The sequence below is a fragment of the Microbacterium sp. HD4P20 genome, from assembly GCF_019449275.2.
Classification (GTDB): Bacteria; Actinomycetota; Actinomycetes; order Actinomycetales; family Microbacteriaceae; genus Microbacterium.
The window spans coordinates 47,196-70,552 of sequence record NZ_JAHZQZ020000011.1 but is presented as its reverse complement, the minus strand read 5'-3'; the positions used below and the strand labels follow the sequence as shown (position 1 = coordinate 70,552).

General features: G+C 70.4%; 21 protein-coding genes. 13 read left to right on the top strand and 8 right to left on the bottom strand.

Annotated features, from left to right (window positions below):
• Positions 1 to 32: 32 nt before the first annotated feature.
• Positions 33 to 998, top strand: coding sequence for a VOC family protein (locus K0817_RS03435; RefSeq protein WP_219979970.1), 966 nt, complete (start codon positions 33 to 35; stop codon positions 996 to 998).
• Between the two features lie 84 nt (positions 999 to 1,082).
• Here K0817_RS03435 and K0817_RS03430 read toward each other — a convergent pair whose 3' ends face one another.
• A complete protein-coding gene (locus K0817_RS03430) occupies positions 1,083 to 2,195 on the bottom strand; it encodes a 5-methyltetrahydropteroyltriglutamate--homocysteine S-methyltransferase (protein WP_219979969.1) in 1,113 nt (370 codons plus the stop codon).
• 170 nt (positions 2,196 to 2,365) lie between these two features.
• Here K0817_RS03430 and K0817_RS03425 point away from each other — a divergent pair, with 170 nt between their 5' ends.
• On the top strand, positions 2,366 to 4,843 hold the full coding sequence (locus tag K0817_RS03425; RefSeq protein ID WP_219979968.1) for an alpha/beta hydrolase-fold protein: 2,478 nt from the start codon (positions 2,366 to 2,368) through the stop codon (positions 4,841 to 4,843).
• Positions 4,844 to 4,893: 50 nt separating this feature from the next.
• On the opposite strand, the gene K0817_RS03420 is transcribed toward K0817_RS03425, so the two are convergent.
• Both K0817_RS03420 and K0817_RS03415 read right to left on the bottom strand, forming a co-directional pair.
• Positions 4,894 to 5,811: a serine hydrolase gene (locus tag K0817_RS03420; RefSeq protein ID WP_253735156.1), complete on the bottom strand. Its 918-nt coding sequence runs from the start codon at positions 5,809 to 5,811 to the stop codon at positions 4,894 to 4,896.
• A gap of 63 nt (positions 5,812 to 5,874) precedes the next feature.
• Positions 5,875 to 7,839, bottom strand: a complete 1,965-nt coding sequence (locus K0817_RS03415; protein WP_219979967.1) for a M13 family metallopeptidase — start codon at positions 7,837 to 7,839, stop codon at positions 5,875 to 5,877.
• 347 nt (positions 7,840 to 8,186) lie between these two features.
• Between K0817_RS03415 and K0817_RS03410 the strand changes: the two genes are divergently transcribed.
• Positions 8,187 to 9,512, top strand: coding sequence for an MATE family efflux transporter (locus tag K0817_RS03410; protein WP_219979966.1), 1,326 nt, complete (start codon positions 8,187 to 8,189; stop codon positions 9,510 to 9,512).
• Here K0817_RS03410 and K0817_RS03405 read toward each other — a convergent pair whose 3' ends face one another.
• Positions 9,513 to 10,148, bottom strand: a complete 636-nt coding sequence (locus K0817_RS03405) for a TrmH family RNA methyltransferase (RefSeq protein ID WP_219979965.1) — start codon at positions 10,146 to 10,148, stop codon at positions 9,513 to 9,515.
• A 75-nt stretch (positions 10,149 to 10,223) separates the two neighbouring features.
• Here K0817_RS03405 and K0817_RS03400 point away from each other — a divergent pair, with 75 nt between their 5' ends.
• The 4 genes from K0817_RS03400 to K0817_RS03385 are packed head-to-tail and all read left to right on the top strand — an operon-like array spanning position 10,224 to position 13,399.
• A complete protein-coding gene (locus K0817_RS03400) occupies positions 10,224 to 11,174 on the top strand; it encodes a metal ABC transporter substrate-binding protein (RefSeq protein WP_219979964.1) in 951 nt (316 codons plus the stop codon).
• Positions 11,171 to 11,893, top strand: coding sequence for a metal ABC transporter ATP-binding protein (locus K0817_RS03395; protein WP_219979963.1), 723 nt, complete (start codon positions 11,171 to 11,173; stop codon positions 11,891 to 11,893). Before K0817_RS03400 ends, K0817_RS03395 begins: the two co-directional genes overlap by 4 nt.
• Positions 11,890 to 12,759, top strand: coding sequence for a metal ABC transporter permease (locus tag K0817_RS03390; RefSeq protein ID WP_219979962.1), 870 nt, complete (start codon positions 11,890 to 11,892; stop codon positions 12,757 to 12,759). The genes K0817_RS03395 and K0817_RS03390 overlap by 4 nt, the downstream gene beginning before the upstream one ends.
• A 4-nt stretch (positions 12,760 to 12,763) precedes the next feature.
• Positions 12,764 to 13,399, top strand: a complete 636-nt coding sequence (locus K0817_RS03385) for a metal-dependent transcriptional regulator (protein WP_219979961.1) — start codon at positions 12,764 to 12,766, stop codon at positions 13,397 to 13,399.
• Positions 13,400 to 13,722: 323 nt separating this feature from the next.
• Here the strand turns inward: K0817_RS03385 and K0817_RS03380 are convergent, their stop codons facing one another.
• Positions 13,723 to 14,673, bottom strand: coding sequence for an SDR family NAD(P)-dependent oxidoreductase (locus K0817_RS03380; RefSeq protein ID WP_219979960.1), 951 nt, complete (start codon positions 14,671 to 14,673; stop codon positions 13,723 to 13,725).
• Positions 14,674 to 14,711: 38 nt separating this feature from the next.
• On the opposite strand from K0817_RS03380, the gene K0817_RS03375 reads away from it, so the two are divergent.
• Together K0817_RS03375 and K0817_RS03370 are read left to right on the top strand one after the other, a co-directional pair.
• Positions 14,712 to 15,521: an HAD-IIA family hydrolase gene (locus K0817_RS03375; RefSeq protein ID WP_219979959.1), complete on the top strand. Its 810-nt coding sequence runs from the start codon at positions 14,712 to 14,714 to the stop codon at positions 15,519 to 15,521.
• Positions 15,522 to 15,551: 30 nt separating this feature from the next.
• On the top strand, positions 15,552 to 16,124 hold the full coding sequence (locus K0817_RS03370) for a YdeI family protein (RefSeq protein ID WP_219979958.1): 573 nt from the start codon (positions 15,552 to 15,554) through the stop codon (positions 16,122 to 16,124).
• 118 nt (positions 16,125 to 16,242) lie between these two features.
• Here the strand turns inward: K0817_RS03370 and pyrE are convergent, their stop codons facing one another.
• On the bottom strand, positions 16,243 to 16,821 hold the full coding sequence (gene pyrE, locus K0817_RS03365) for an orotate phosphoribosyltransferase (protein ID WP_219979957.1): 579 nt from the start codon (positions 16,819 to 16,821) through the stop codon (positions 16,243 to 16,245).
• A 68-nt stretch (positions 16,822 to 16,889) separates the two neighbouring features.
• Here pyrE and K0817_RS03360 point away from each other — a divergent pair, with 68 nt between their 5' ends.
• Positions 16,890 to 17,726, top strand: a complete 837-nt coding sequence (locus K0817_RS03360; RefSeq protein ID WP_219979956.1) for an exodeoxyribonuclease III — start codon at positions 16,890 to 16,892, stop codon at positions 17,724 to 17,726.
• Positions 17,727 to 17,785: 59 nt separating this feature from the next.
• On the opposite strand, the gene K0817_RS03355 is transcribed toward K0817_RS03360, so the two are convergent.
• Complete coding sequence (locus tag K0817_RS03355) at positions 17,786 to 18,361, bottom strand: hypothetical protein (protein WP_253735155.1); 576 nt, start codon at positions 18,359 to 18,361, stop codon at positions 17,786 to 17,788.
• Positions 18,362 to 18,608: 247 nt separating this feature from the next.
• On the opposite strand from K0817_RS03355, the gene K0817_RS03350 reads away from it, so the two are divergent.
• The 3 genes from K0817_RS03350 (at position 18,609) to K0817_RS03340 (ending at position 22,619) form a co-directional block, all read left to right on the top strand.
• Entirely contained in the window at positions 18,609 to 20,531 is a 1,923-nt protein-coding gene (locus K0817_RS03350) for a sigma-70 family RNA polymerase sigma factor (RefSeq protein WP_219979955.1), read from the top strand.
• An 85-nt stretch (positions 20,532 to 20,616) separates the two neighbouring features.
• Complete coding sequence (locus K0817_RS03345; protein WP_219979954.1) at positions 20,617 to 21,903, top strand: sensor histidine kinase; 1,287 nt, start codon at positions 20,617 to 20,619, stop codon at positions 21,901 to 21,903.
• Positions 21,904 to 21,947: 44 nt separating this feature from the next.
• Positions 21,948 to 22,619 (top strand): response regulator transcription factor, encoded by a 672-nt coding sequence (locus K0817_RS03340; RefSeq protein WP_253735181.1) that lies wholly within the window; start codon positions 21,948 to 21,950, stop codon positions 22,617 to 22,619.
• Between the two features lie 55 nt (positions 22,620 to 22,674).
• Here the strand turns inward: K0817_RS03340 and K0817_RS03335 are convergent, their stop codons facing one another.
• Positions 22,675 to 23,244 (bottom strand): NADPH-dependent FMN reductase, encoded by a 570-nt coding sequence (locus K0817_RS03335; RefSeq protein WP_219979952.1) that lies wholly within the window; start codon positions 23,242 to 23,244, stop codon positions 22,675 to 22,677.
• Positions 23,245 to 23,357: the final 113 nt, after the last annotated feature.

The following is a 23,357-nucleotide window of genomic DNA, read 5'->3' as shown; positions in this document are numbered from 1 at the left end:
TCTTCGCACATCCCCGTCAGAGAGGACGCCCCATGACCGCTCACACGTCTTTCGACGTCGCCCACCTCGCCAACGTCGAGCTGCTCACGCCGAAGCCCGCCGAGAGCCGCTGGTTCTTCGAAGAGCTGCTCGCGATGCGCGTCGTCGCCGAAGAAGGCGACTCGGTCTACCTGCGCACGTGGGACGAGTACCAGCTCTACACGATCAAGCTGACGGCGTCGGATGCCGCGGGCGTCGGCCGCACGTCGTTCCGGGCCTCGTCGCACGAGGCGCTGGAGCGCCGTGTGGCGGCGATCGAGTCCGCGGGCCTCGGCGAGGGATGGGTGGACGGCGAGATCGGAACGGGCCGGACCTTCCTGTTCCGCGACCCCGACGGCCACTCCATGGGCATCCACTACGACACCGAGCGCTACGTCGCCGGCGATGAGGACCGCCCGGCGCTGAAGAACCAGGCGTCGCGGTTCCCTGGCCGCGGCGTCAACGCACGGCGCCTCGACCACATCAACTACCTCGCGAAGGACGTCGAGGCCAACGGCGAGTTCCTCGCGACGGCGCTCGGGATGCGAGAGTCAGAGCGGATCCGCCTCGACACCGGCAAGTTCGCCGCGTGGTGGTTCCACTTCTCCCTGAAGTCCTACGACGTCGTGTATTCCGACGACTGGACCAAGCATGGCAACCGCCTGCACCACATCGCGTTCGCCCCCGACACGCGCGAAGACATCCTCAAAGCCGCCGACATCTTTCTCGAGAACGGCATCCACATCGAGTCCGGCCCACACAAGCACGCCATCAACCAGACATTCTTCCTGTACGTGTGGGAGCCGGGCGGCAACCGCATCGAGTTCGCGCAGGCCGGTGCGCGGCTCCTGCTCGACCCGGATCAGCCCGTGGTCGAGTGGAGCGAGGCCGAGCGCAAGAAGGGTCAGGCCTGGGGCATGAAGACGATCGAGACCTTCCACACCCACGGCACGCCCGTCGTCGACGCCCCTGGGCACTGACCCCGGCGAGTCCGGTCGTCGAGCGAGGGAGCGCAGCGACCGAGGCGAAACGCCGGGGTCAGCGCCAGACGTCAGCGCCAGACGTCAGCGCCAGACGTCAGCGGCGATGTCGACGACCTCGCGCACCTTGGCCCACTGCTCGGTCTCGGTGAGGACGTTGCCCTCCTCGGTCGAGGCGAAGCCGCACTGCGGGCTCAGCGCCAGCTGCTCGAGCGGAGCGAAGGTCGCGGCCTCGTCGATGCGCTGCTTGACGGCATCCACGTCTTCCAGCTCACCGCTCTTGGACGTGATGAGCCCGAGCACGACCGTCTTGTCACCCTCGGGGAGGAACCGCAGCGGCTCGAAGCCACCGGCGCGCTCGCTGTCGTACTCGAGGAAGTACCCGTCGTAGGCGGTGTTGCCCAGCAGCTGCTCGGCCACCGGCTCGTAGCCGCCGGATGAGATCCACGTCGAGCGGAAGTTGCCGCGGCACACGTGGGTCGTGACGACCAGGTCGTCGGGCTTGCCTTCGAGGATGCGGTTGAGCATCGTCGCGTAGCGCTCGGCGATGCCGTCGGTGCGGATGCCGCGGTCACGAGCCTTCTCGAGCTCGACGTCCGAGCAGAGGTAGGCCCACGCGGTGTCGTCGAACTGCAGGTAGCGGGCGCCGGCATCGTAGAACGCGGCGACCGCGTCGCGGTACGCCTGGACGAGGTCGTCGACGATGGCGTCGCGACCGTCGTAGGCCGACTCGGCGATGTGGCCCGGCTCGAGCCGGAAGTCGAGCACGGTGGGCGCAGGGATGCTGAACTTCGGCACGGCGCCGGTGGTGCGCTCGAGCAGGCTCTTGAGCGAGCGGAAGTGCTCGAGGAACGGGTGGGTGTCGCTGAAGCCGATCTTGTCGCTGATCTCGATGCCGCGCGGCCGGGTCTGCACGCCCTGGAACTGGATGCCGTGATCCAGCTCGACGATGTCGACGCCGTCGAGCAGTCCGAAGAAGTCGAAGTGCCACCACGAGCGGCGGAACTCGCCGTCGGTCGCGAGCTTGAGGCCGGCATCGGCTTCTTGCACGACCAGTTCGGCGATGGCGGTGTCTTCCGCGACGCGCAGCGCCTCGGCGTCGATCTGTCCGTCGGCGAACCGGCGACGGGCTTCGGCGAGGGCGGACGGGCGGAGAAAGCTGCCGACGATGTCGGCACGGTACGGCGGCGTAGACACCCTGCGAGGCTACTCGATGCCCTCCGGCCACGCTAACGCCGCGTCATCCCCCGTCACCTGACCCGCCGCGTCGCTTCTCAGCGTTGACGGCGACCCCTCCGAGCCAGTAGCTTCGGGTCGCAATATCAACTTAGTTGATGTTTTCCCTCAACGACGAAGGAAGGACCACGATGAACAGTCCCCTCCGCTGGACCGGCTCACGCCATACCTCCCAGCATCCGTCAGCCGGACGCTGGAGGTGGGCCGGCGCCACCGGCGCCGTCGCCGCGCTCGCAGCCGGTGCGATGACTCCCGCCACCGCCGCCTACGCCTCGGGCACCCCCGATGCACCGGGGTTATCGCAGATCGCCGTCGCGACCGGCCCGAGCACCGGGCTGCCCGACGGCATGCCCGCTGCCGCGCTCGCGCCCGAACCCGAGCTGCCGGTGCCGGCGGCCTGGGGATTCTCCGAGGCGTTCCCCCGCACATCCGGTACGAGCCGGATCGACGACGGGACCCTGCTGTGGAGCGACTGGCTGTACGACGACACCGGCACGGGCGCCTTCACCTACCTCGATGAGGCGGCCGCGTCGAACGGGGCCGACATCTTCCGCGCCGCGATCGCGACGGATGCCGCGAACACGTACTGGCGCGTCGACTGGAACACGCTCGTCGACGCGGACGTGCCGATCGCGGCGTGGACGTTCGACACCGATGCGGATGCCACGACCGGCGTGGCGGAGTGGCCCGCGCAGGCTGGCGCCCACTCACCGGGCATCGACTCGGCCCTGGTCGTGTCGTCGCGCGGGGCGTGGCTGACCGATGCCGAGACCGGCGACCGCATCTCGGTGGCGTCTGTCGGGGGCACCCTCAGTGTCGATGCCGCCGCACGTTCGTTCGTCGTGGCCGTTCCGCATGACGCGCTCCCGGTGGACGGCAACTGGAGGGTGCGGCTCGCCGGCGGCGTCGCCGACGCCGAGGGCACGGCCTTCGCGCCCGCCCCCGAGACTGCGGAGGGGACCCGGATCTACAACGCTGCCTTCCGCGACGTCGCCGACGAGCCGCATCTCGTCGGCGGTTACCGAGACTCGTCCACGCAGTGGAACAACGGCCGCCAATCCGAGCAGCTGCGCGAGGGCTCGATGGCCGACTTCTCGCTCGACGTGGACTGGGCCGCGCTGCAGTCGGGCGCGAGCACCGCCGAGACGATCCCGACCGGGTACTCGACGCGCTGGTACGTCTCGAGTGTCGAGATCGCCCAGGGACGCGACCCGGGCGCCCGCAAGAGCCCGGGGCCCCAGGTACTCCCGGCGACGTTCTGGGGTCGCGTGCAGCCGTACACGGTGTACGTGCCCGCCTCGTACACGCCCGAGTCGCCCGCGCCGCTGACGATCCTGCTGCACGGCGGCGACGCCAACCACAACGGGTTCGCCGGAGACCACAAGGACTCGGTGTACCTCCCGATGTGCGAGGAGCGCGGGTCGATCTGTCTCAGCCCGATGGGCCGGGGGCTGTCGACGTGGTACATCAACCACGGTGAGCTGGACGTGTGGGAGGCGTGGGCCCGCACGGCCGACGCGTTCTCGATCGATCCCGACCGCACGGTGATCGGCGGATTCTCGATGGGCGGCGTAGGAGCCACGCGGTTCCTCACCACGCACCCGGACCTCTTCGCCGGCGGCGCCATCGTGTCGGGCGCCGGGTACTACAACTCTGCGGGCCAGCGAGACCGCGAAGGCGCCGAGCTGCGCCTGGAGAACCTGGGCGACCTGCACACCTTCATGGACTCCGGCAGCCGCGACATCGCGCTGGGCAACACGCAGCGCTGGGATCGAGCGGCCGAGGCAGCCGGCATCCCGTACCGCGCCCACTACTACGAGGGCGCCGATCACGGCATGCTCGGCACCCGGATCGGCTGGAGCGACGTCGCCGAGTACCTCGATCCCGCCAGGACCCGCGAGGCGAACCCCGCCGACATCGCCTTCCGGTGGGAGCCGGGTGACGAGCGCGTCGACCTCGGGATGCCGGTGGACCGCGCGTACTGGCTCGACGGGCTGGAGCCCCGCGATGCCACCGCCCGCTGGAGTCGCGTCGATGCCCGCTCGCTCGTGATGGACACCGTGGTCTTCGAGCCGCGGCTGACCGACGAGACGACGGTCATCGACGGACGCACCGTGCAGGTGCGCGACCAGCAGCTCGTCGCTATCGCCGAGGTGGCACCGGGCAACCGGATCGAGGTGGATGCGTCCAACGTCGCGGCACTGACGATCGACCTGGACCGCGCCGCACTCGATCAGTCGGCGCCCGCCGCCGTGGTCGTGACGACGGACGGACCGACCGACGTCACGCTGCGTCGGGGCTCGCTCAGCAGCACCCTCACCGTCGCCGCGGGAGAGCACGTGCTGGCCGGCCCGGATGCCCCGACGTCGGTGCGCGCGGCCGTATCGCCCGCGGGGACGCGGGTGCACTGGAGGCCGGCGAAGTCCGAGTCGCCCCTCACGGGCTACACCGTCCGGGACGCGGGCGGCGACATCGTCTGCCAGACGCGCGCGGTCACCTGCCGCGTGACGGACGCGGCGGCGGGCGCGACGTTCAGCGTGACGGCGACGAACCTGGTCGGAACGTCGGAGGGTGCGTCCTCCGGGCCTGCGACCCCGCGCGGTCGCTGACAGCATGGTGGCTGCGGTCCGCGAGGGCCGCAGCCACCTGCGTCCGCGCGTCAGAACACGTACTCCATGAGGTCGACACCCAGGGTGCGGAACGCATCGTGAGCCCGCATCCGGTGGTAGATCGACAGGTCGTCGAAGCACACGATGAGCGCGTACGACACTCCGGCCCGCGGTCCTGCCAGCACGCCCGCTTCGACCCGGATGCCGGCATCCCGGCCCGTCTTGTTGATGAAGAGCAGACCGTGCTCGTCGTTCTCGTGCGAGAACGGATCGAGGCCGGTCGCGGATGCCACGAGCGACAGGTCGTGGTTGAGACTCAGCCATTCCGCGACCTGGGCGCTCACCCCAGGCGACACGACCTGCGAGTTCACGAGCGCGGCGAAGACCTCGGCGAGCTCGCGCGCCGACCCGAGCGCGAAGTGCGGCGCGTCGTCGGGACCGCGCTCGTCGCGGAAGCGGTCCAGCAGTGCCGACCGCGCCAGGCCGAGCTGCTCGATGCGGGCGCGCACGGCCGGCAGGCCGACGCGTGCGAGCAGAGCGTTGGCGGCAAGCGCGTCGCCGGTGGATGCCGTCAGCACGGCCAAGTCCGACAGCGGGAGCGCCGGCGCCTTGAGATGCTGCCACACCCCCGCGACTGTGACGAGGTCCAGCTGCGAGCGGTCCATGATCTCGAGCGGCTCGAGCTGCCCGGACTCGAACGCCGCGGCGACCTCGATCAGCAGCGGCACCACGCCGAGGCCCGCGACCGGGAGCGTGACGAAATCGTCGCCGGCGAGCACCGACGTGCCGCGGTCGAGGTCGGTGATGCGCACCGAGATCTTCGCGCCGGACGTGGCGAGGTCGTCGAGCGCCTTCAGCGTCGACGTGAATGAGCGGCGTCCGGCCGCTGCCCTCCTCGGCGGCCTTCTGCTGATGCTTCGTCGCGACCCCCGCAGCGACTCCGCATCCCTTCTGGGCTCAGTGCCCACGGGCTTCCTTCCGGTTCTGTGTCCCCAGGTGGTCTCGGGTTCGGGGTGTTCAGCGGATCGGCGTCACCAGATGGTGACGCGCTGGTCGGCGTCGAGCCACAGCGCGTCGGATTCGGTGACCCCGAATGCATCGTAGAACGCGTCGATGTTGCGCACGATCTGATTGCAGCGGAATTCGTTGGGCGAATGCGGGTCGATCGTCAGCAGGCGGATGGTCTCGGCATCCCGTCCCTTCTGCTGCCAGATCTGCCCCCAGCTCAGGAGGAGTCTCTGGATGCCCGTGAGCCCGTCGATCTCGGGGTCACCGGCGCGCGACGCGTGCAGGTGGTACGCCTTGATCGCGATGCCGAGGCCGCCGAGGTCGCCGATGTTCTCGCCGATCGTGAGGGCGCCGTTGACGTGGTTCTCTTCGGCGAGGCCTTGCGGAACCAGCGCGTCGAACTGGGCGATGAGGTTCTTCGTGCGCTCCTCGAACGCTTCGCGGTCGGCGTCGGTCCACCAGTCGCGCAGCGAGCCGTCGCCGTCGAAGCGGCTGCCCTGGTCGTCGAAGCCGTGACCGATCTCATGGCCGATGACCGCACCGATGCCGCCGTAGTTGGCGGCGGCGTCACGATCGGCCTCGAAGAACGGGTACTGCAGGATCGCGGCCGGGAAGACGATCTCGTTCATCAGCGGGTTGTAGTACGCGTTGACCGTCTGCGGGGTCATGTACCACTCATCGCGGTCGATCGGCTGGCCCACCTTGGCGAGCTGGCGATCGTGCTCCCACACGTGCGCGCGACGCACGTTGCCGACGAGGTCGTCGGCCGCGATCTCGAGCGTCGAGTAGTCCTTCCACTTCACGGGGTAGCCGATCTTCGGCGTGAAGGCGTCGAGCTTGGCCAGCGCGCGCTCGCGCGTCTCGGGGCTCATCCACTCGAGGTCGGTGATCGACTGGCGGTAGGCCTCGATGAGGTTCGCGACCAGCTCGTCCATCGCCTCCTTCGCCGCGGGCGGGAAGTGACGCTCGACGTAGACACGGCCGATGGCCTCGCCCATGGCGGCCTCGGCCAGGCTCACGCCCCGCTTCCAGCGCTCGCGGTTGACCGGCACGCCGGTGAGCTGCGTGCCGTAGAACGCGAAGTTCTCGGCGACGAACTCCTCCGAGAGGAAGGCGGCGGCCGAGTGCACGGCGGCGAAGCGCAGCCACGCCTTCCAGTCCTCGAGGCGGTCCTCGACCAGCAGTGACCCGAGCCCCTCGAAGAAGCTCGGCTGATACACGTTGACCTCGGCGAACGCCGCGGCGTGCTCGGCGGCGGCGCCTTCCAGCCACGGGCCCAGGTCGGCGCCCGCGAGCGTCTGGAGGTCGTCCCACGACATCAGGTTGTACGTCTTGACGGCATCGCGGCTGGCGACGTTGTCCCAGTGGTGGGTGGCAAGCTCCGTCTCGAGCGCGAAGATGCGATCAGCGGATGCCTCCGCGTCGGCCACACCCGCCAGCTCGAGCATCTTCTGCACGTGCGCGCGAAACGCGGTGCGGGTGGGCTCGAAGTTGTCGAGACGGTAGTAGCTCTCGTCCGGGAGCGAAAGCCCGCCCTGGATGAAGAATGGCACGTACCGCTGCGGGTTGCCGGGGTCGGGCTCGACGTACAAGTGGATCAGCGCGGCGACGCCGTCGCGCTCGAGCTCGCCCGTCGTGCGCAGGAACCCGGCGATGTCGCTGATCTCGTCCACACGGGACAGGAGGCCGGCCAGCGGGGCTGCCCCGAGCTCGTTGATGCGCTCGGTGTCCATGAAGCTCGTGTAGAGATCGCCGATCTTACGGGTCTCGGTGCCGGCCTCGGCATCCGTGGACTCCATGACGATCGCGTGGACGTCCTTCTCAGCCTGCTCGGCGATGAGATGGAACGAGCCCCACCGCGCCTTGTCGTCCGGGATGTCGGTGCGTTCCAGCCACGCACCGTTCACGTGGCGGAAAAGATCGTCCTGAGGGCGGATCTCGGCGCTCAGCTCCTCGAGCGCGAGACCGGAGCGGGGGGCATCGGTCATGCGTTCCAGGTTAGCCGCCCCGAGCCGCACCTCTTCCCGCCACCATGTCCCTCCCGCGCCGACCATGTCGGTTTGCGCCGACCATGTGCCCCCTGCACCGACCATGTCCCTCCTGCACCGACCATGTCGGTTTCGCGCCGACCATGTGCCTCCTGCACCGACCATGTCGGTTTTGCGCCGACCATGTGCCTCCCGCACCGACCATGTGCCACATGCTCGGTGGGAAACCCACATGCTCGGTGGGAAACCCACATGCTCGGCGAGAAGGGGGCACAGGAGAGAGGAGAGAGGAGAGAGGGGCACACGGGAGAGGGGAGAGAGGGGCGAGGGCTCGTAGGCTCGGGAGGGTGACGAGTGCGCCAGACACGCTGAATCGCGACATCCTGCGGCTGGCCGTCCCGGCGCTGGGTGCGCTCGTCGCCGAGCCGCTGTTCCTCATCGTCGACTCGGCGCTGGTGGGTCACCTGGGCATCGAGCCACTGGCCGGCCTGGGCATCGCGTCGGCCGTGCTGCAGACCATTGTCGGGCTCATGGTGTTCCTCGCCTACTCGACGACGCCGGCCGTCGCACGCCGCTTCGGCGCGGGCGACCCATCGCGCGCGGTGTCGGTCGGCATCGACGGGATGTGGCTGGCGCTGGGCATCGGCGCGGTGCTGGCGCTGGTGGGCTACCTCGTGACCCCCGGCCTCGTCGGGCTCTTCGGCGCCTCACCCGTCGTTGCCGAACAGGCGGAGATCTACCTCGGCATCTCGATGTGGGGCCTTCCCGCGATGCTGGTCGTCTTCGCTGCCACCGGCCTGCTGCGGGGCCTGCAGAACACGGTCACGCCGCTGTGGATCGCCGGGCTCGGCTTCGCCTCGAACGCGCTCCTGAACTGGCTCTTCATCTACGGCTTCGGCTGGGGCATCGCGGGCTCCGCGGTCGGCACGGTCGTGGCCCAATGGGGAATGGTGGCCGCCTACGTCGTGGTCGTGGCGCGGCTCGCGCGCCGGCACGAGGCATCCGTCCGCCCCCAGCGCGAGGGCGTGCGCGGCTCGGCCCGCGCCGGCGGCTGGTTGTTCGTCCGCACCGTATCGCTGCGAGTTGCCCTGCTCGCGACGGTCGCCGTGGCGACGGGCCTCGGCACCGACGAGCTCGCCGGATGGCAGGTCGCCTTCACGATCTTCTCGACCGCGGCATTCACACTGGACGCCCTCGCCATCGCGGCGCAGGCGCTCGTGGGCAAGGGCCTCGGCGCCGACGACACCCGCACCGTCCGGCGCGTGCTGGCGCGAACCGTGGCATGGGGCGCCTGGTTCGGCGTGATCGTCGGGGTCGTCATCGGCGCCCTGTCGGGCGTGATCGGACTGCTGTTCACGGGGGATGCCGCGATCGCCGCCCTGGTGCAGCCCGCGCTCCTCGTGCTCGCGATCGCGCAGCCCGTGTGCGGGATCGTGTTCGTTCTCGACGGCGTGCTCATCGGAGCCGGCGACGCGAAGTACCTGGCGGTCGTCGGCGTGCTGAACCTCGTGCCGTTCCTGCCGGCTCTCGTGCTCGTGGCGCTGCTGCATCCCGCCGGCGCGGCCGGCCTGGCGTGGCTCGCGGTCTCGTTCTTCGGCGTCTACATGCTCGCTCGCCTGGTCACCCTGGGCTGGCGGGTGCGCGGCTCGGCGTGGATGACGGCGGGCGCGTAATCAGGCCCAGCGGCGGCACCACTCGTACATGACCACGGCGCCCGCGGCGCTGGCGTTGATGGACCGGGTCGAGCCGTACTGCGCGATCTCGACGACACCGGATGCCGCGGCCACCGCCTCGGGCGAGAGTCCTGGCCCCTCCTGGCCGAAGAGCAGCACGCATGCCTCAGGCAGATCGGCCTGCGGCAGCGGCACCGAGCCGGGCACGTTGTCGATCGCGATGATCGGGAGGGATGCGGCATCCGCCCACGCCGCGAAATCGGCGACGGACTCGTGGTGGCGCACGTGCTGGTACCGGTCGGTGACCATCGCCCCACGCCGGTTCCAGCGGCGGCGGCCGATGATGTGCACTTCGGCGGCGAGGAACGCGTTGGCGCTGCGCACGATGGAACCGATGTTCATGTCGTGCTGCCAGTTCTCGATCGCGACATGGAAGGCGTGGCGCCGCGTGTCGAGGTCGGCGACGATCGCGTCCATCGTCCAGTACCGGTAGGCGTCGACGACGTTGCGGGCATCGCCATGGGCGAGCAGATCGCGGTCGTAGCGCGGATCGTCGGGCCATGCATCGGGACCGCCCGGCCACGGACCCACGCCGACGGGCAGGGTCGGTTCGGCGGGCTGGTCGGACGCGGTCACCGGCTCAGACTAGCCTCGCCCACCGATCCAGACCGAGGCGGTTTCGGTGCACCGAAATACCGGTAGAGTTTCGGCATGCCGAAATCTGCCCGTCGTCACGCGCCCCGCGCGGTCGCCGCCGCCCTCGCGGTGGCGACCACTCTGACTGCGCTGGCGGGATGTGCCGGTGCTTCCGAGCCCGCCGACCCAGGAGAGGGCGATGATCGCCTCGTCGTGTTGACGACGTTCACCGTGCTGCAGGACATCGCTCAGAATGTCGCCGGCGATGCCGCCCGGGTCGAGTCGATCACGAAAGTCGGCACCGAGATCCACGGCTACGAGCCGACTCCGGGCGACCTGCGGCGAGCGGGCGAGGCCGACGTCATCCTCGACAACGGGCTGGGGCTCGAAGCCTGGTTCGAGCAGTTCGTCGAGGGTCTCGACGTGCCCCACGTCGTGGTCAGCGAGGGCGTGGAGCCGATGCCGATCGCCGAGGACGCGTACGAGGGCCTCGACAACCCGCATGCCTGGATGTCGCCCCTCAATGTGCAGCTCTACGCCGACAACATCGCCGCGGCATTGTCCGAGCTCGATCCGGCCCACGCCGACGAGTACCGGGCCAACGCCGAGGCTTATCGCAGCGAGCTGCAGGACGTGCACGACGAACTCGTCGCCGAGGTGGCCGGTCTCCCCCAGAACGAGCGCGCGCTCGTCACGTGCGAAGGCGCCTTCTCGTACCTCGCCCGTGACGCAGGACTGACCGAGCGGTATCTGTGGGCGGTCAACGCCGAGCAGCAGGCGACGCCGCAGCAGATCACCCGGGCGATCGATTTCGTCCGCGACAACGAGGTACCGGCCGTGTTCTGCGAGAGCACCGTGTCGGACGCACCGATGCAGCGAGTCGTCGAGGCGACGGATGCCGCGTTCGGCGGCATCCTGTACGTCGACTCGCTCTCGGCGCCGGATGGACCCGTCCCGACCTATCTGGATCTCATCCGCCATGACGCCCGCACGATCGTCGCGGGGCTGACCGGGGATGCGCCATGAGCGTCATCGACGTCCGCGACGTGCATGTGCGGTACGGAGACGTGCGTGCACTGGACGGGGCGACTCTGAGTGTCGGCGCCGGCACCGTCTGCGGACTGATCGGGATGAACGGGTCGGGCAAGTCGACGTTGTTCAAGGCCATCATGGGCGCCGTCCGGCTCGACCAGGGCACCATCCTGCTCGAGGACCGCCCCCCGCGCGAGGCACGGCGGGCCGGAGTGGTGGGATACGTGCCGCAGAGCGAGCAGGTGGACTGGTCGTTCCCGGTGAGCGTGCGCGATGTCGTCATGATGGGCCGGTACGGGTTCCAGGGCTTCACCCGCAGGCCACGCCGCACCGACGTGCAGGCGGTTGCCGAGGCCCTCGCGCGGGTCGAGCTGGAAGGGCTCGCCGACCGGCAGATCGGCGAGCTGTCCGGCGGACAGCGCAAGCGCGCCTTCGTCGCGAGAGGGCTCGCTCAGGGGGCACGCATCCTGCTGCTGGACGAGCCGTTCGCCGGCGTCGACAAGCGCAGCGAGGCGACTCTCACCCGCCTGCTGCGGGAGCTCGCCGGCCAGGGGCGCACCGTCCTCGTCTCGACCCACGACCTTCACGCCGTCCCGGCGCTGTGCGACGACGTCATCCTGTTTCTTCACCGCACGCTCCTCCACGCGCCCCCCGAGGTGGCACTCCGTCCGGAGCACCTGGCGCGCACATTCGGTCTGGAAGTGCCGACATGAGCCTCATCGATCTGCTCCTGACGCCCTTCGGGTACGAGTTCATGCAGCGGGCGCTCGCCGTCGCCGTCGTCTCAGGTGTCGTGTGCGGAGTGCTCAGCTGCTGGCTCGTGCTCATCGGCTGGTCGCTCATGGGCGACGCCGTCTCGCACGCCGTGCTGCCCGGCGTGGTCATCGCCTACCTCATCGGCACGCCGTTCGCGGTGGGCGCGCTGGTCTTCGCCCTGCTCGCCGTCGCTCTCATCGGGGGCGTGCGCAGCACCAGCCGGATCAAACCGGATGCCGCGATCGGCGTCGTCTTCACGACGCTGTTCGCGCTGGGGCTGGTGCTCATCTCGGTCGTTCCCAGCCAGACCGACCTCGGCCACATCCTCTTCGGCAACCTGCTGGGGGTGAGCACACCCGAACTCGCGCAGATCGTCGTGCTCGGCGCCATCACACTCGCCATCGTGCTGCTCAAGCGTCGCGACCTCGTGCTCTACGCGTTCGATCCCGACCACGCCGGCGCGATCGGTCTCAACCCTCGCCGGCTGGGCGCGCTGCTTCTCGTGCTGCTCGCGCTCACCGTGGTGGTCGCCCTCCAGGCGGTCGGCGTGGTGCTCGTCGTCGCGCTGCTGATCATCCCCGGGGCGACGGCGTATCTGCTGACCGACCGCTTCTCGACGATGCTCATCATCTCGCCGGCGATCGCCGTGGTGTCGGCGATCACCGGCCTCTACGCCAGCTACTACCTCGACACCGCCTCGGGCGGGATGATCGTCCTCGCGATGGGGGCGCTGTTCGCCCTGGCGTACCTGTTCTCGCCGAGCCAGGGCCAGCTTCGCCGGCTCCTGCCCCGACGCACGCGTTCTGCCCCGCGAGTACCCTGAAGCGGTGCCCTCCCCCGCCACCGATGACTATCTGAAGACGATCTACCACCACACCGAGTGGCAGAGCGAGCGGATCACGCCGTCACACCTGGCTGCGGAACTGGGACTCGCGCCGTCGAGCGTGACCGAGATGGTGCGAAAGCTGGCGGCGCAGGGGCTGGTGACGCATCGCCCCTACGGGCCCATCGCCCTGACCGAGGCCGGCGAGCAGCGCGCGGCCTCGATCATCCGGCGTCACCGGCTCATCGAGACGTGGCTGGTCGGCGAGTTCGGCTACGCGTGGGACGAGGTGCACGACGAGGCCGAGGTGCTCGAGCACACGATCAGCGACCGCCTGCTCGAGGGCATCGACGAGCGCCTCGGACGCCCGCGATTCGACCCCCACGGCGACGCGATTCCGGATGCCGCGGGCCGCGTGCACCGCGAGCCGTTCGTGCTGCTGGGCCAGGCGCCGGCGGGGCACGTCGGGCGTGTGCTGCGGGTGAGCGACCGCGACCCGGATCTGCTTCGGGCTGTGGAGGCGGCCGGTGTCGCCGTCGGCGCGACGGTGACCGTGGCGGATGCCGGCAGCATCCGCGTCGACGGGACCGAGGTCCCGCTCCCCGAGGCCGCCGCGGCCGCGGTGTGGCTCAGCGCCTGACCCCGACTCAAGCTCGGGCGGACTCGAGCCCCGGTCGGGCCCCGGTGGACTCGAGCCCCGGTGGACTCAAGCTCGGGCTGATTCGAGCCCCGGTCGGGCCCCGGTGGACTCGGGCTCCGGTCGGGCTCCGGAGCCGGGCAGGCCGTCCCTGACCCCGGCCACAACATCGGATCCGCACGTGCGGACATCCCGCCCGACACGCCGCGGTCGAGGTCGGCGACACGGCGCGTCGCAGCATCCGTCCGCACCTGCGGATCCGATTCTGTGTCGTGGGATCGGCCGGATTCTCAGCCGGAGGACGGACCCGCCGGGGCGAAGCGGACTCAGGTGCGGGCGGCGGCCGCCTGCTCGAAGGGCCAATGCACGCCGGTCGCGGACTCGGCGACATCCCACAGCCGCGCGGCGATCTCGGTGTCGCGGGTGATCTTGGGCGCGGCCCGGCGCCGCGGTTCGCCGCGCGTGCCGGTGCGCGGGCCCCAGAACTCGCCGCCCTGCACCTCGGGGTCGACCAGCGCACGCACCAGCGGCCACGCGCCGTGCTCCTTGGACTGCGCGACGGCAGCCTGCAGGTTGTCGCGGAACCGCTTCATGCGCGAGGGCTCGTTGACCCCCGCGATGCCCGGGGTGCGACCCCCGGTCGAGTAGCCGGGGTGGGCGACGACGCTCGCGACCGGCACCTCCGCGGCGCGCAGCCGCCGGTCGGCCTCGAAGCCCAGGGCAGCGGTGGCGACCTTCGACTGGACGTAGGCCCGCCACGCCGAGTAGCGGTCCTCGAGGTGCGGGTCGACGGGGTCGTAGGGGCTGATCCTGGCCGACATGCTGCCGACCCACACCATCCGGCCGGATGCCTCGGCCAGAGCCGTCAGCAGTTCTCCGGCGAGCGCGAAATGGCCGAGCGCATTGGTGGCGAAGACGACCTCGTGCCCCTCGATCGTCGTCTCGCGCGCACGGGGTGCATGGACGATCCCGGCGTTGAGCAGGACCCCGTCCAGACCGCCCCGGCCTCGCACGCTCGCTGCGGCCGAGCGGACCGACCCGAGGTTGGACGTGTCGAGGATGAGCGGCTCGGTGGCGTCGGGCGCGGCATCCGGAACCCGACGCCGGATCGCGGCACGCGCGGCCGACAGCCGATTGGGGTGGCGGCCCGACATGAGGACGGATGCGCCGGCGCGTACGAGCTGCTCCGACGCGAAGTAGCCCAGGCCGGCGTTGGAGCCGGTCACCAGGTACACGCGGCCGGAGAGGTCGGGAAGGCTCCGGGGGTCCCAGGTCACGGGTTCGACCCTACGCCCGCGACACCTAGTCTGGACGCATGCGCACCCGTGCCGAGATCGAATGCTGGCTCACCGACATGGACGGGGTTCTCGTGCATGAGAACACCCCCATTCCCGGGGCATCCGCTCTGCTGCAGCAGTGGCGCGACCAGGGGGTGCCGTTCCTGGTGCTGACGAACAACTCGATCTTCACGCCGCGCGATCTGTCAGCCCGACTGCGGGCGTCCGGGCTGATCGTGCCCGAGGAGTCGATCTGGACCTCGGCGCTGGCGACCGCCGACTTCCTGAAGTCGCAGATGCCCGGCGGCACCGCATTCGTGATCGGCGAGGCCGGCTTGACCACGGCCCTGCACGAGGCCGGGTTCATCATGACCGAGACCGACCCCGACTACGTGGTGGTGGGCGAGACCCGCAACTACTCGTTCGAGGCCATCACGAAGGCGATCCGCTTCCTCCGCGCCGGTGCGCGGTTCATCGCCACGAACCCCGACGCCACCGGCCCGTCGACGGAGGGCGTGCTCCCGGCGACGGGCGCGATCTCGGCGCTCATCACGAAAGCCACCGGCATGGAGCCCTACGTCGTCGGCAAGCCGAATCCCATGATGTTCCGATCCGCGCTCAACCGCATCGGCGCGCATTCCGAGACCACCGGCATGATCGGCGACCGCATGGACACGGATGTCGTCGCCGGCATCGAGGCGGGCCTGCACACCGTTCTCGTGCTCACCGGCATCAGCGATCCTGCCGAGATCCAGCGCTACCCGTTCCGGCCCGACGAGGTGCTCGACTCGGTGGCCGAGCTGCTCGACGCCGAGCCCGTCGAGTCCGAGGATCCCGAGCTGCTGTAGGCGTCGGCGCGTCCCGATAGGGTCACCACCATGGGTGCGCTCGACGACGGCGAGAGAGTGGAAGCGACGGATGCCGCGGCCTGGCGCGCATGGCTGGCCGAGCATCACACCATCTCGAAGGGCGCGTGGCTGGTGCGGCCCCGCCCGGGTTCCGGGCTCGACCTGATCGGCTACGAGGACGCGATCCTGCAGGCGCTGTGCTTCGGATGGATCGACGGTCCGGTGCGCTCGTTCGACGAGCAGCGCGGCGGGCTGTGGTTCGCTCCCCGTCGGCCCACCAGCGGGTGGGCGGCCACGAACAAGGCCCGGGTCGCGAAGCTCGAGGCGGAGGGACTGCTCACGGCAGCCGGCATCCGCGCGATCGAAGTGGCGAAGGCGAATGGCTCCTGGGCCGTACTCGACAACGCCGAGGCACTGCGCGAACCGGATGATCTGACAGCTGCCCTCGATGCGGTTCCCGCGGCTCGAGAGGCGTGGGACGCGTTCCCGCCATCGACCCGCAAGGTCGGGATCTCGAACGTCGACCTGGCTCGGCGCGACGAGACGCGCGCCGCGCGCATCGCGAAGATCGTCGCGGATGCGGCGGAGGGGAGGCGACCGTGATCTCAGAGACCGAGCAGACGCTGCTGCTCTCGGTGTCGGCCATCGTCGTGCTGGGCACGCTCGTGGCTCTGGTGTGGCAGCTGTGGCGGGGCCGCGGCCGCCGCGACGACTGACGGACCTACTGCGGCTCCAGCCCGAGGTCGTCGAGGTCGATCGCGGCGAGCCATTGCAATCCCTCGGCCTCGACGGCGGCCTGGGCGCCGGTCTTGCGGTCCACGATCACGGCGACGGCGACCGGCTCTGCCCCCTCGCGACGCAGCGCCTCGACGGCTTTGAGCGCCGATTGGCCCGTCGTGGAGGTGTCTTCGAGCACGACCACGCGCTTGCCTGCGACATCCGCCCCCTCCACCTGGCGCCCGCGGCCGTGGTCCTTCGGCTCTTTGCGCACCACGAAAGCGTCGAGCGGGGTGTTCGTGCGCGCGGACTCGTGCATCACGGCGTTGGCGATGGGGTCGGCGCCGAGCGTGAGACCCCCGACAGCGACGATGCCGTCGACGTCGCGCACGAGGTCGAGCATGATGCGGCCGATGGCCGGCGCCGCGCGATGGTCGAGCGTGAGCTTGCGCATGTCGACGTAGTACGTCGCCTGCTTGCCGCTGGAGAGCGTGAAGTCGCCGTGGAACACCGCCTCGGCCTTGATGAGCGCGATGAGGTTCTGCCGGTCGAGCTCGAGCTCGGGCGTGGAGGCGACGGTCATGACCCCGAGTCTACGGAGGGGCGGGTCTGCGGACAGGCCGCGTCGGCGGTCGGCCGTAGGCTGGAGCAATGCGCCTGGCCACGTGGAACGTCAACTCCATCCGCGCCCGGGTCGACCGCATCGTCGACTTCGCGGTGCGCGAGCACATCGATGTGCTCGCGATGCAGGAGATCAAGTGCAAGGTCGAGCAGTTCCCCTTCGACCGGTTCGAAGAGGCGGGCTTCCAGGTCGAGGCGCACGGCTTCTCGCAGTGGAACGGCGTCGCGATCGCGAGCCGTGAGCCGGTGACCGACGTACGCACGGCCTTCCCGGGCATGCCGGGGTTCGAGAAGGGGCACACCGGAACGGATGCACCGCTCGAGGCCCGCGCGATCGGCGCGACGGTCGGCGGCGTCCAGGTGTGGAGCCTGTACGTTCCCAACGGCCGGTCGCTCGGCGATCCTCACTACTTCTACAAGCTCGAATGGCTCGAGGCGCTCCGCGCGTACGTGTCGGACACGCTCACCTCCGACCCCGACGCGGCGCTCGCCCTGGTGGGTGACTTCAACATCGCACCGACGGATGCCGACAACGGGGTACCCGAAGTGGTCCAGGGCTTCTCGACCCACGTGTCGCCGCCCGAGCGCGAGGCGTTCGCAGCCCTCGAGACCGCCGGTCTTCACGACGTGGTGCGTCCGCTCCTGCCGACGGGCTACACCTACTGGGACTACAAGCAGCTGCGCTTCCCCCGCAACCAGGGCATGCGGATCGACTTCATCCTCGGATCGCATGCCGTGGCCGACGCGGTGGCCGGGGCGGCGATCCACCGCGACGAGCGCAAGGGAGAGGCCCCGAGCGACCACGTCCCCGTCGTCGTGGACCTCGACTTCGACGACGCGGACGACGACCGCCCGATGATCTTCTGACCCGGCGGCGACGAATCGCGCACACGGACGGAGGCGTGGTGCTGCGCCCCTGACGCTCGCTACTCGACCGGCGAGGGGTCGGGGCTCGGGTCAGGCGTGCAGCCGTGGGGCTCGGAGTTGCCGCTGATCGCGAAGTCCTCGCACGTCAGGAAGTGCGCCTGGTGCAGCCCGAGCACGAACGAGGCGAGGGCGATCCCGAGGACCACTCCGGCGATCAGCCACTTGGTGCGGCGCCGCGTCTGGGACGCGAAGTCGGGCCAGACGACCCGCACGAGCACCCACAGCGTGAACGGGATGCCGAGCAGCACCGCCGCCAGCGCCGCGAGGTCGACGAGCGCGACCGCCAGGTCGGTGGTCTCACCCGAGATCGTGAAGTTGAGCACCAGCCAGACCGTCGGCAGCAGGAGCACGAGAGCGCGGGCCAGACGCCCACCGACCGGCCGCCGCTCGACGAGGACGAAGACGAACGCCGCCGTCGACGCCGCCCACAGACCGAGGATGTCGTCGAAGAAGATGTCGCCCCACGCCCCGAGAGTGAAGGCGGGCCACCACGCGACCGCCGCCATGCCGACCATGACGACGCCCACCGGCACATCCCGCCGTCGCGATGCGGATTCCGGCTGCGGGTCGCTCACAGCCGCACGCTAACGGCTGCCGCCGTGACATCCGTTCCCCCACGCCGACCGGAATCGCGAACTTTCTTCTGAGGCCCGCGTCATGATCGAAGTCGCATCGCGTCTTGACACTCGGAGCCCATGCTCCACCCAAAGACCCGAACCCCTCTCATCAGGGGTTTCCCAGCACACGTCGCTAGCCTGCACGCGGTCCGCCGCGCCGGTGAGACGAGTGAGCCCCAGAGACGCCATCCGGCGAGGAGAAGACGTGACCGTCCCGAACGCCGCCGTCGCCGGCGATTCGCTCATCGAGCGGTCCGACGACGACCTGGTCGAAGCCGCCCGCCGCGGCGACGACGCGGCGTACGCGACCCTGTGGCAGCGTCACGTTGCGAGCGGCCGACGCGCCGCGCGTGCGGTGAGCCCCTCGGTCGACCCGGACGACCTCGTGTCCGAGGCGTTCATGTCGATCCTCGCCGCGATCCGCAAGGGCGGCGGCCCGCGCGAAGGCTTCCGGCCCTATCTGTTCAGCACGATCCGCAACGTCGCCGCATCGTGGGGGCGACGGTCGAAGGAGCAGCCGCTCGATGACCTGGACGAGCGGCCCGACGACGCGCCCGCTGACATCGCCGAGGCACTGGCCGACCGCTCCGTGCTCGCGCAGGCGTTCCGCGAACTGCCCGAACGCTGGCGCACGCTGCTGTGGTACCTCGAGGTCGAGGGCATGAAGCCCCGCGAGGTGGCGCCCCTGCTCGGCATGACGCCCAACGCGGTGTCGGCGCTGGCCTACCGCGCTCGCGAGGGATTCCGCCAGGCGTGGCTGCAGGCCCACGTCAGCGACCCGCGGCGTCCGGCCGAGTGCCGTTGGGTGTGCGAACTGCTCGTCGCGAACGAGACGAAGAAGACCGTGCGCCGCGCCGATCGCAAGCGACTCGACGCGCACCTGCGCGAATGCCAGGCCTGCCGCATCGTCGCGGCAGACATCGAGGACGTCTCGCACAAGCTGCGGATGATCCTCTTGCCACTCGTACTCGGCGGTGCTGGGGCCGTCGCGTATACCGCTGATGCCACTCCGGCCGTGGCATCGGCGGTGACCGGGACGCCCGACTGGGGTGGAGCGTCCGAAGCGGGGGGGAACGGCGCTGGGGAAGCCGTGGGCGGAGGTGCCGGCGCGGGGGGCGCCGGCACCACCGTCCTTCCGATCGTGGGGATCGCCGGCGGCGTGCTCGCGGCGACCCTCGCCGCAGCGGCCGCCGTGGTCATCGCGATCGCCCCGTGGAATCCGCCGGCCGACGATGGCACCGTCACAGCCGACAGCAGCGCGCCGATCGTCTCGGACGACACTGGAGCCGACACCGGGCTCGGGATCGACGACGACGGCCCGGCCGAAGCGGCCCAGCCGGTTCCCGACACCGCCCTGCCGGCTCCCGAGACAGATCCGCCGGTCGAGCCGGTCGCCGCACCGGAACCGGATGCCGCACCCCCGGCGGCACCCGTGCCCGCTCCCGCACCGAGCCCGGCGCCTGCGCCGAGCCCCACGCCTGCACCCACACCCACGCCGACGCCCACACCCACACCCACGCCGACCCCCACACCGACGCCGACGCCGCAGACCGCGGCACCGGCACTGGATGCCCCGCAGGATCTGGCGGCCCCGGTGCCGGCAGCCATCACGGGCAGCGGCGTCGCCGACGCGACGGTGGAGCTGATCGACGACCTCGGCACGCGCCTGGCCGAGGTGACCGCGGGCGATGACGGACGGTTCCGCGCCGAGATTCCCGCCGACGCGCTCCGCTCTGGCATGACCGTCCACGCGGTGCAGTCGGCGCCCGGCGAGCTCGTGTCGGCAGCGAGCGCGCCGATCGGGCCGTTTTCGGCACCGGCTCCGACGATCACGGCAGACGGCGGCACGCTCGAGGGGCACCTCGTCGATGCCGACTTCGACGGCGCCGACGACGACCTCATCCTGCTGCTGGACGGGCTCCCCGGCGAGACCGTGGTCGTGTCGGTGGACGGCGCCTCGACGGGCAACCGCCATGTGCTGACAGACGAACCCCTGCGCCGGGTCGTACATGACATGGCTCCCGGCGAGCACGTGATCGGCATCCGGTATCTCGACCCGGTCACCGGCATGCTCGGCCGTCGCGCCGACATCACCGTCGTCGCGATGCCACCGGCGCCGACCGCCTGACGCGGGCACGGGACCGAACAAGCCGGCGCACCATCTCCCCCGGGGGACGGATGCCGGCGCCCGCCGCGGTCCGTACCGTTGAGGCATGCCCGTCCACACCCCCGAGCGCTCCGCCCACCGGCCGCCGCCGACGCCACGCGAGCTGCGCAACGACGTCTGGCTGGCCGCCGCACTGTTCCTGGGGGCTGTGCTGAGCGCGGCTCTCGGAGCCGTGGCGGGTATCTTCGGCGACACCGAGGTGCCGGGCATGCAGTGGGCGCTGCTCTACGCCCTCGGAATCACCGCCCCCCTCGCGGTGCGCCGGCGCTACCCCGAGGCCGTGGTCGTCGCGATCGCCCTCGTGTTCTTCGCCGGCGTCTCGGCGCGCATCCCCGAGGTGTACGTGAGCAACATCGCGATCTTCATCGGGATGTACACCGTCGGCGCGTGGGTGGACAATCGCCGGCGCGCAGTCTACGTGCGGGCCGCCGTGATCGTGGGCATGTTCGTGTGGCTGCTCATCACGACCTTCCAAGCAGCGATCGACCCGAGTGACGAGGCGCTGTCGCGGGCAGGGCTGTTCTCGCCGTTCGCGGCGTTCATGCTGATCCAGTTCCTGGTGAACGCCGCGTTCTTCGGCGGGGCGTTCTACATGGGTGACCGGGCGTACGCCGCCGCGCTGTCGCGCGCCGCGCTCGAGGAGCGGACCCGTGAGCTCGAGCGCGAGCGTGAGGTGACCGCGGCGCAGGCGGTCGCGCTCGACCGTGTGCGCATCGCGCGCGAGCTCCACGACGTCGTCGCCCACCATGTCTCGGCCATGGGCGTGCAGGCCGGCGCTGCCAGGGCCGTGCTCGAGAAGGATCCGGATGCCGCGCGCACGGCGCTCATCGCGGTCGAGGCATCCGCTCGCTCCGCCCTGCACGATCTGCGCCAGCTGCTCGAGACGCTGCGCACCTCTTCCGGCGACTCGGAGGGCGAGTCGACGGTGCACCTGTCGGCCCTGGACGAGCTGGTGCAGTACGCGAACGACAACGGTCTGCCCACGACCCTCACGGTGATCGGCGACGCGGTCGACCTGCCCGACCTCGTGCAGGTGAACGTCTATCGCGTGGCGCAGGAGGCGCTGACCAACGCGCGCCGGCACGGCGGACCGGATGCCACGGCCGACGTGCGCCTGCGCTACGGCGCCGACGCGGTCGAGCTGGAGGTGTCGAACTCGGGCCGGCCGACGCTGGCGGTGCGGCCGGGCCTGGGCCTGGTCGGCATGCGTGAGCGCGCGCTGGCCTCGGGCGGAACGCTCGACGCCGGCCCCCGCGCGCGGGGCGGGTTCCTCGTACGGTTGCGCGTGCCGCTCGAGAGGGTGCCCGTCTCTGCCACGGCGGTGGGGTCGTGACCCCCGGCGCGATTCGCGTGCTGCTGGTGGACGACCACGCCGTGATGCGCGCGGGCTTCCGCATGATCCTCGAGTCGGCCGGCGACATGGTGGTGGTCGGCGAGGCCTCGACCGGAGCCGAGGCCGTGGCCGCGGCATCCGCTCTGCGTCCCGATGTGGTGTGCATGGACGTGCAGATGCCCGACATGGACGGGATCGAAGCCACGCGCCGCATCGTCGCCGACGCCTCGCCCTCGCCCTCGATCGTCGTGGTGACCACGTTCGACCGCGACGACTACCTGTTCGATGCGCTCGCGGCTGGGGCGAGCGGTTTTCTGCTGAAGAACGCCGGGCCCGAGGAGCTGATCTCGGCCGTGCGCGTGGCCGCCGCCGGCGACGCGCTGCTGGCCCCCGAGGTGACCCGGCGCGTCATCTCCCGCTTCGCCGCCCCCTCGGCCTCGGCAGACGGTGAGACGTCATCTGCTGGACGAGACGGTGGTCGGCACCCGGGGTCTCGGCAGCCAGACGACGTCTCACGGGTAGCGGCGGGGCTGACGGACCGCGAGGCGGAGGTGCTGCGACTGGTGGCGCAGGCGATGAGCAACGCTGAGATCGCACGGCGGCTCTATATCGGCGAGGCGACCGTGAAGACGCATGTGTCGAATGTGCTGCAGAAGCTCGGCGCGCGGGACCGTGTCGCCGCCGTCGTCTACGCCCACCGGCACGGCCTCGCCTGACCCGTCGTTCCGCCGCCGGCCGTTGCGCGAACGAGCCGGCGGCGGCTCGTGAAGCTCAGGCGGCGACGGCAACCGGTGCGTAGCGGTCGACGAGCGCGCGGAAGGCTTCGAGATAGCCGACGAGGAACTCGGCGGTCTGGTCGTTCGTGACCTCTCCGGTCTCGGTGAACAGGCCGGGCGTGGACTGCACGTAGCCCTCGGGCTGGCCGAGCGTCGGGGAGTTGTAGTGGCTGAGGATCGCCTTCAGGTGCTGCTGTGCAGCGGCCGTGGCGATGCCGCCGCCTGACGTGCCGATCACCGCGGTGGGCTTGCCGTTGAAGGACATCTGACCGTAAGGACGTGCCGACCAGTCGAGGGCGTTCTTGAGCACCCCGGGAATGGAGCGGCTGTACTCAGGCGTCACGATGATGACACCGTCCACGTCGTCGATCGCCTTCTTGAAGTCGCGCGCCGCCTGCGGGAAGTCGGCGTCCTGATCGGGCGAGTAGAACGGCAGATCGGCGATCGGGATCTCGACCAGACGCATGCCCGCGGGTGCGAGATGCTCGAGCGCCTTGGCGAGGCGACGGTTGATCGAGGTCGACGAGATGCTGCCGACGATGTAGCCGATGGTCCGGTCGGTCATATGTTCCTCCAGATAGCGAGGTCCGGGCGGGGCGCCGCAGACGTTCCATCTCCATGCAAGGACATAGAACTGAGGTCTATTCCCGTGCATGAAGACCCTCAGCCCTCCTCCGG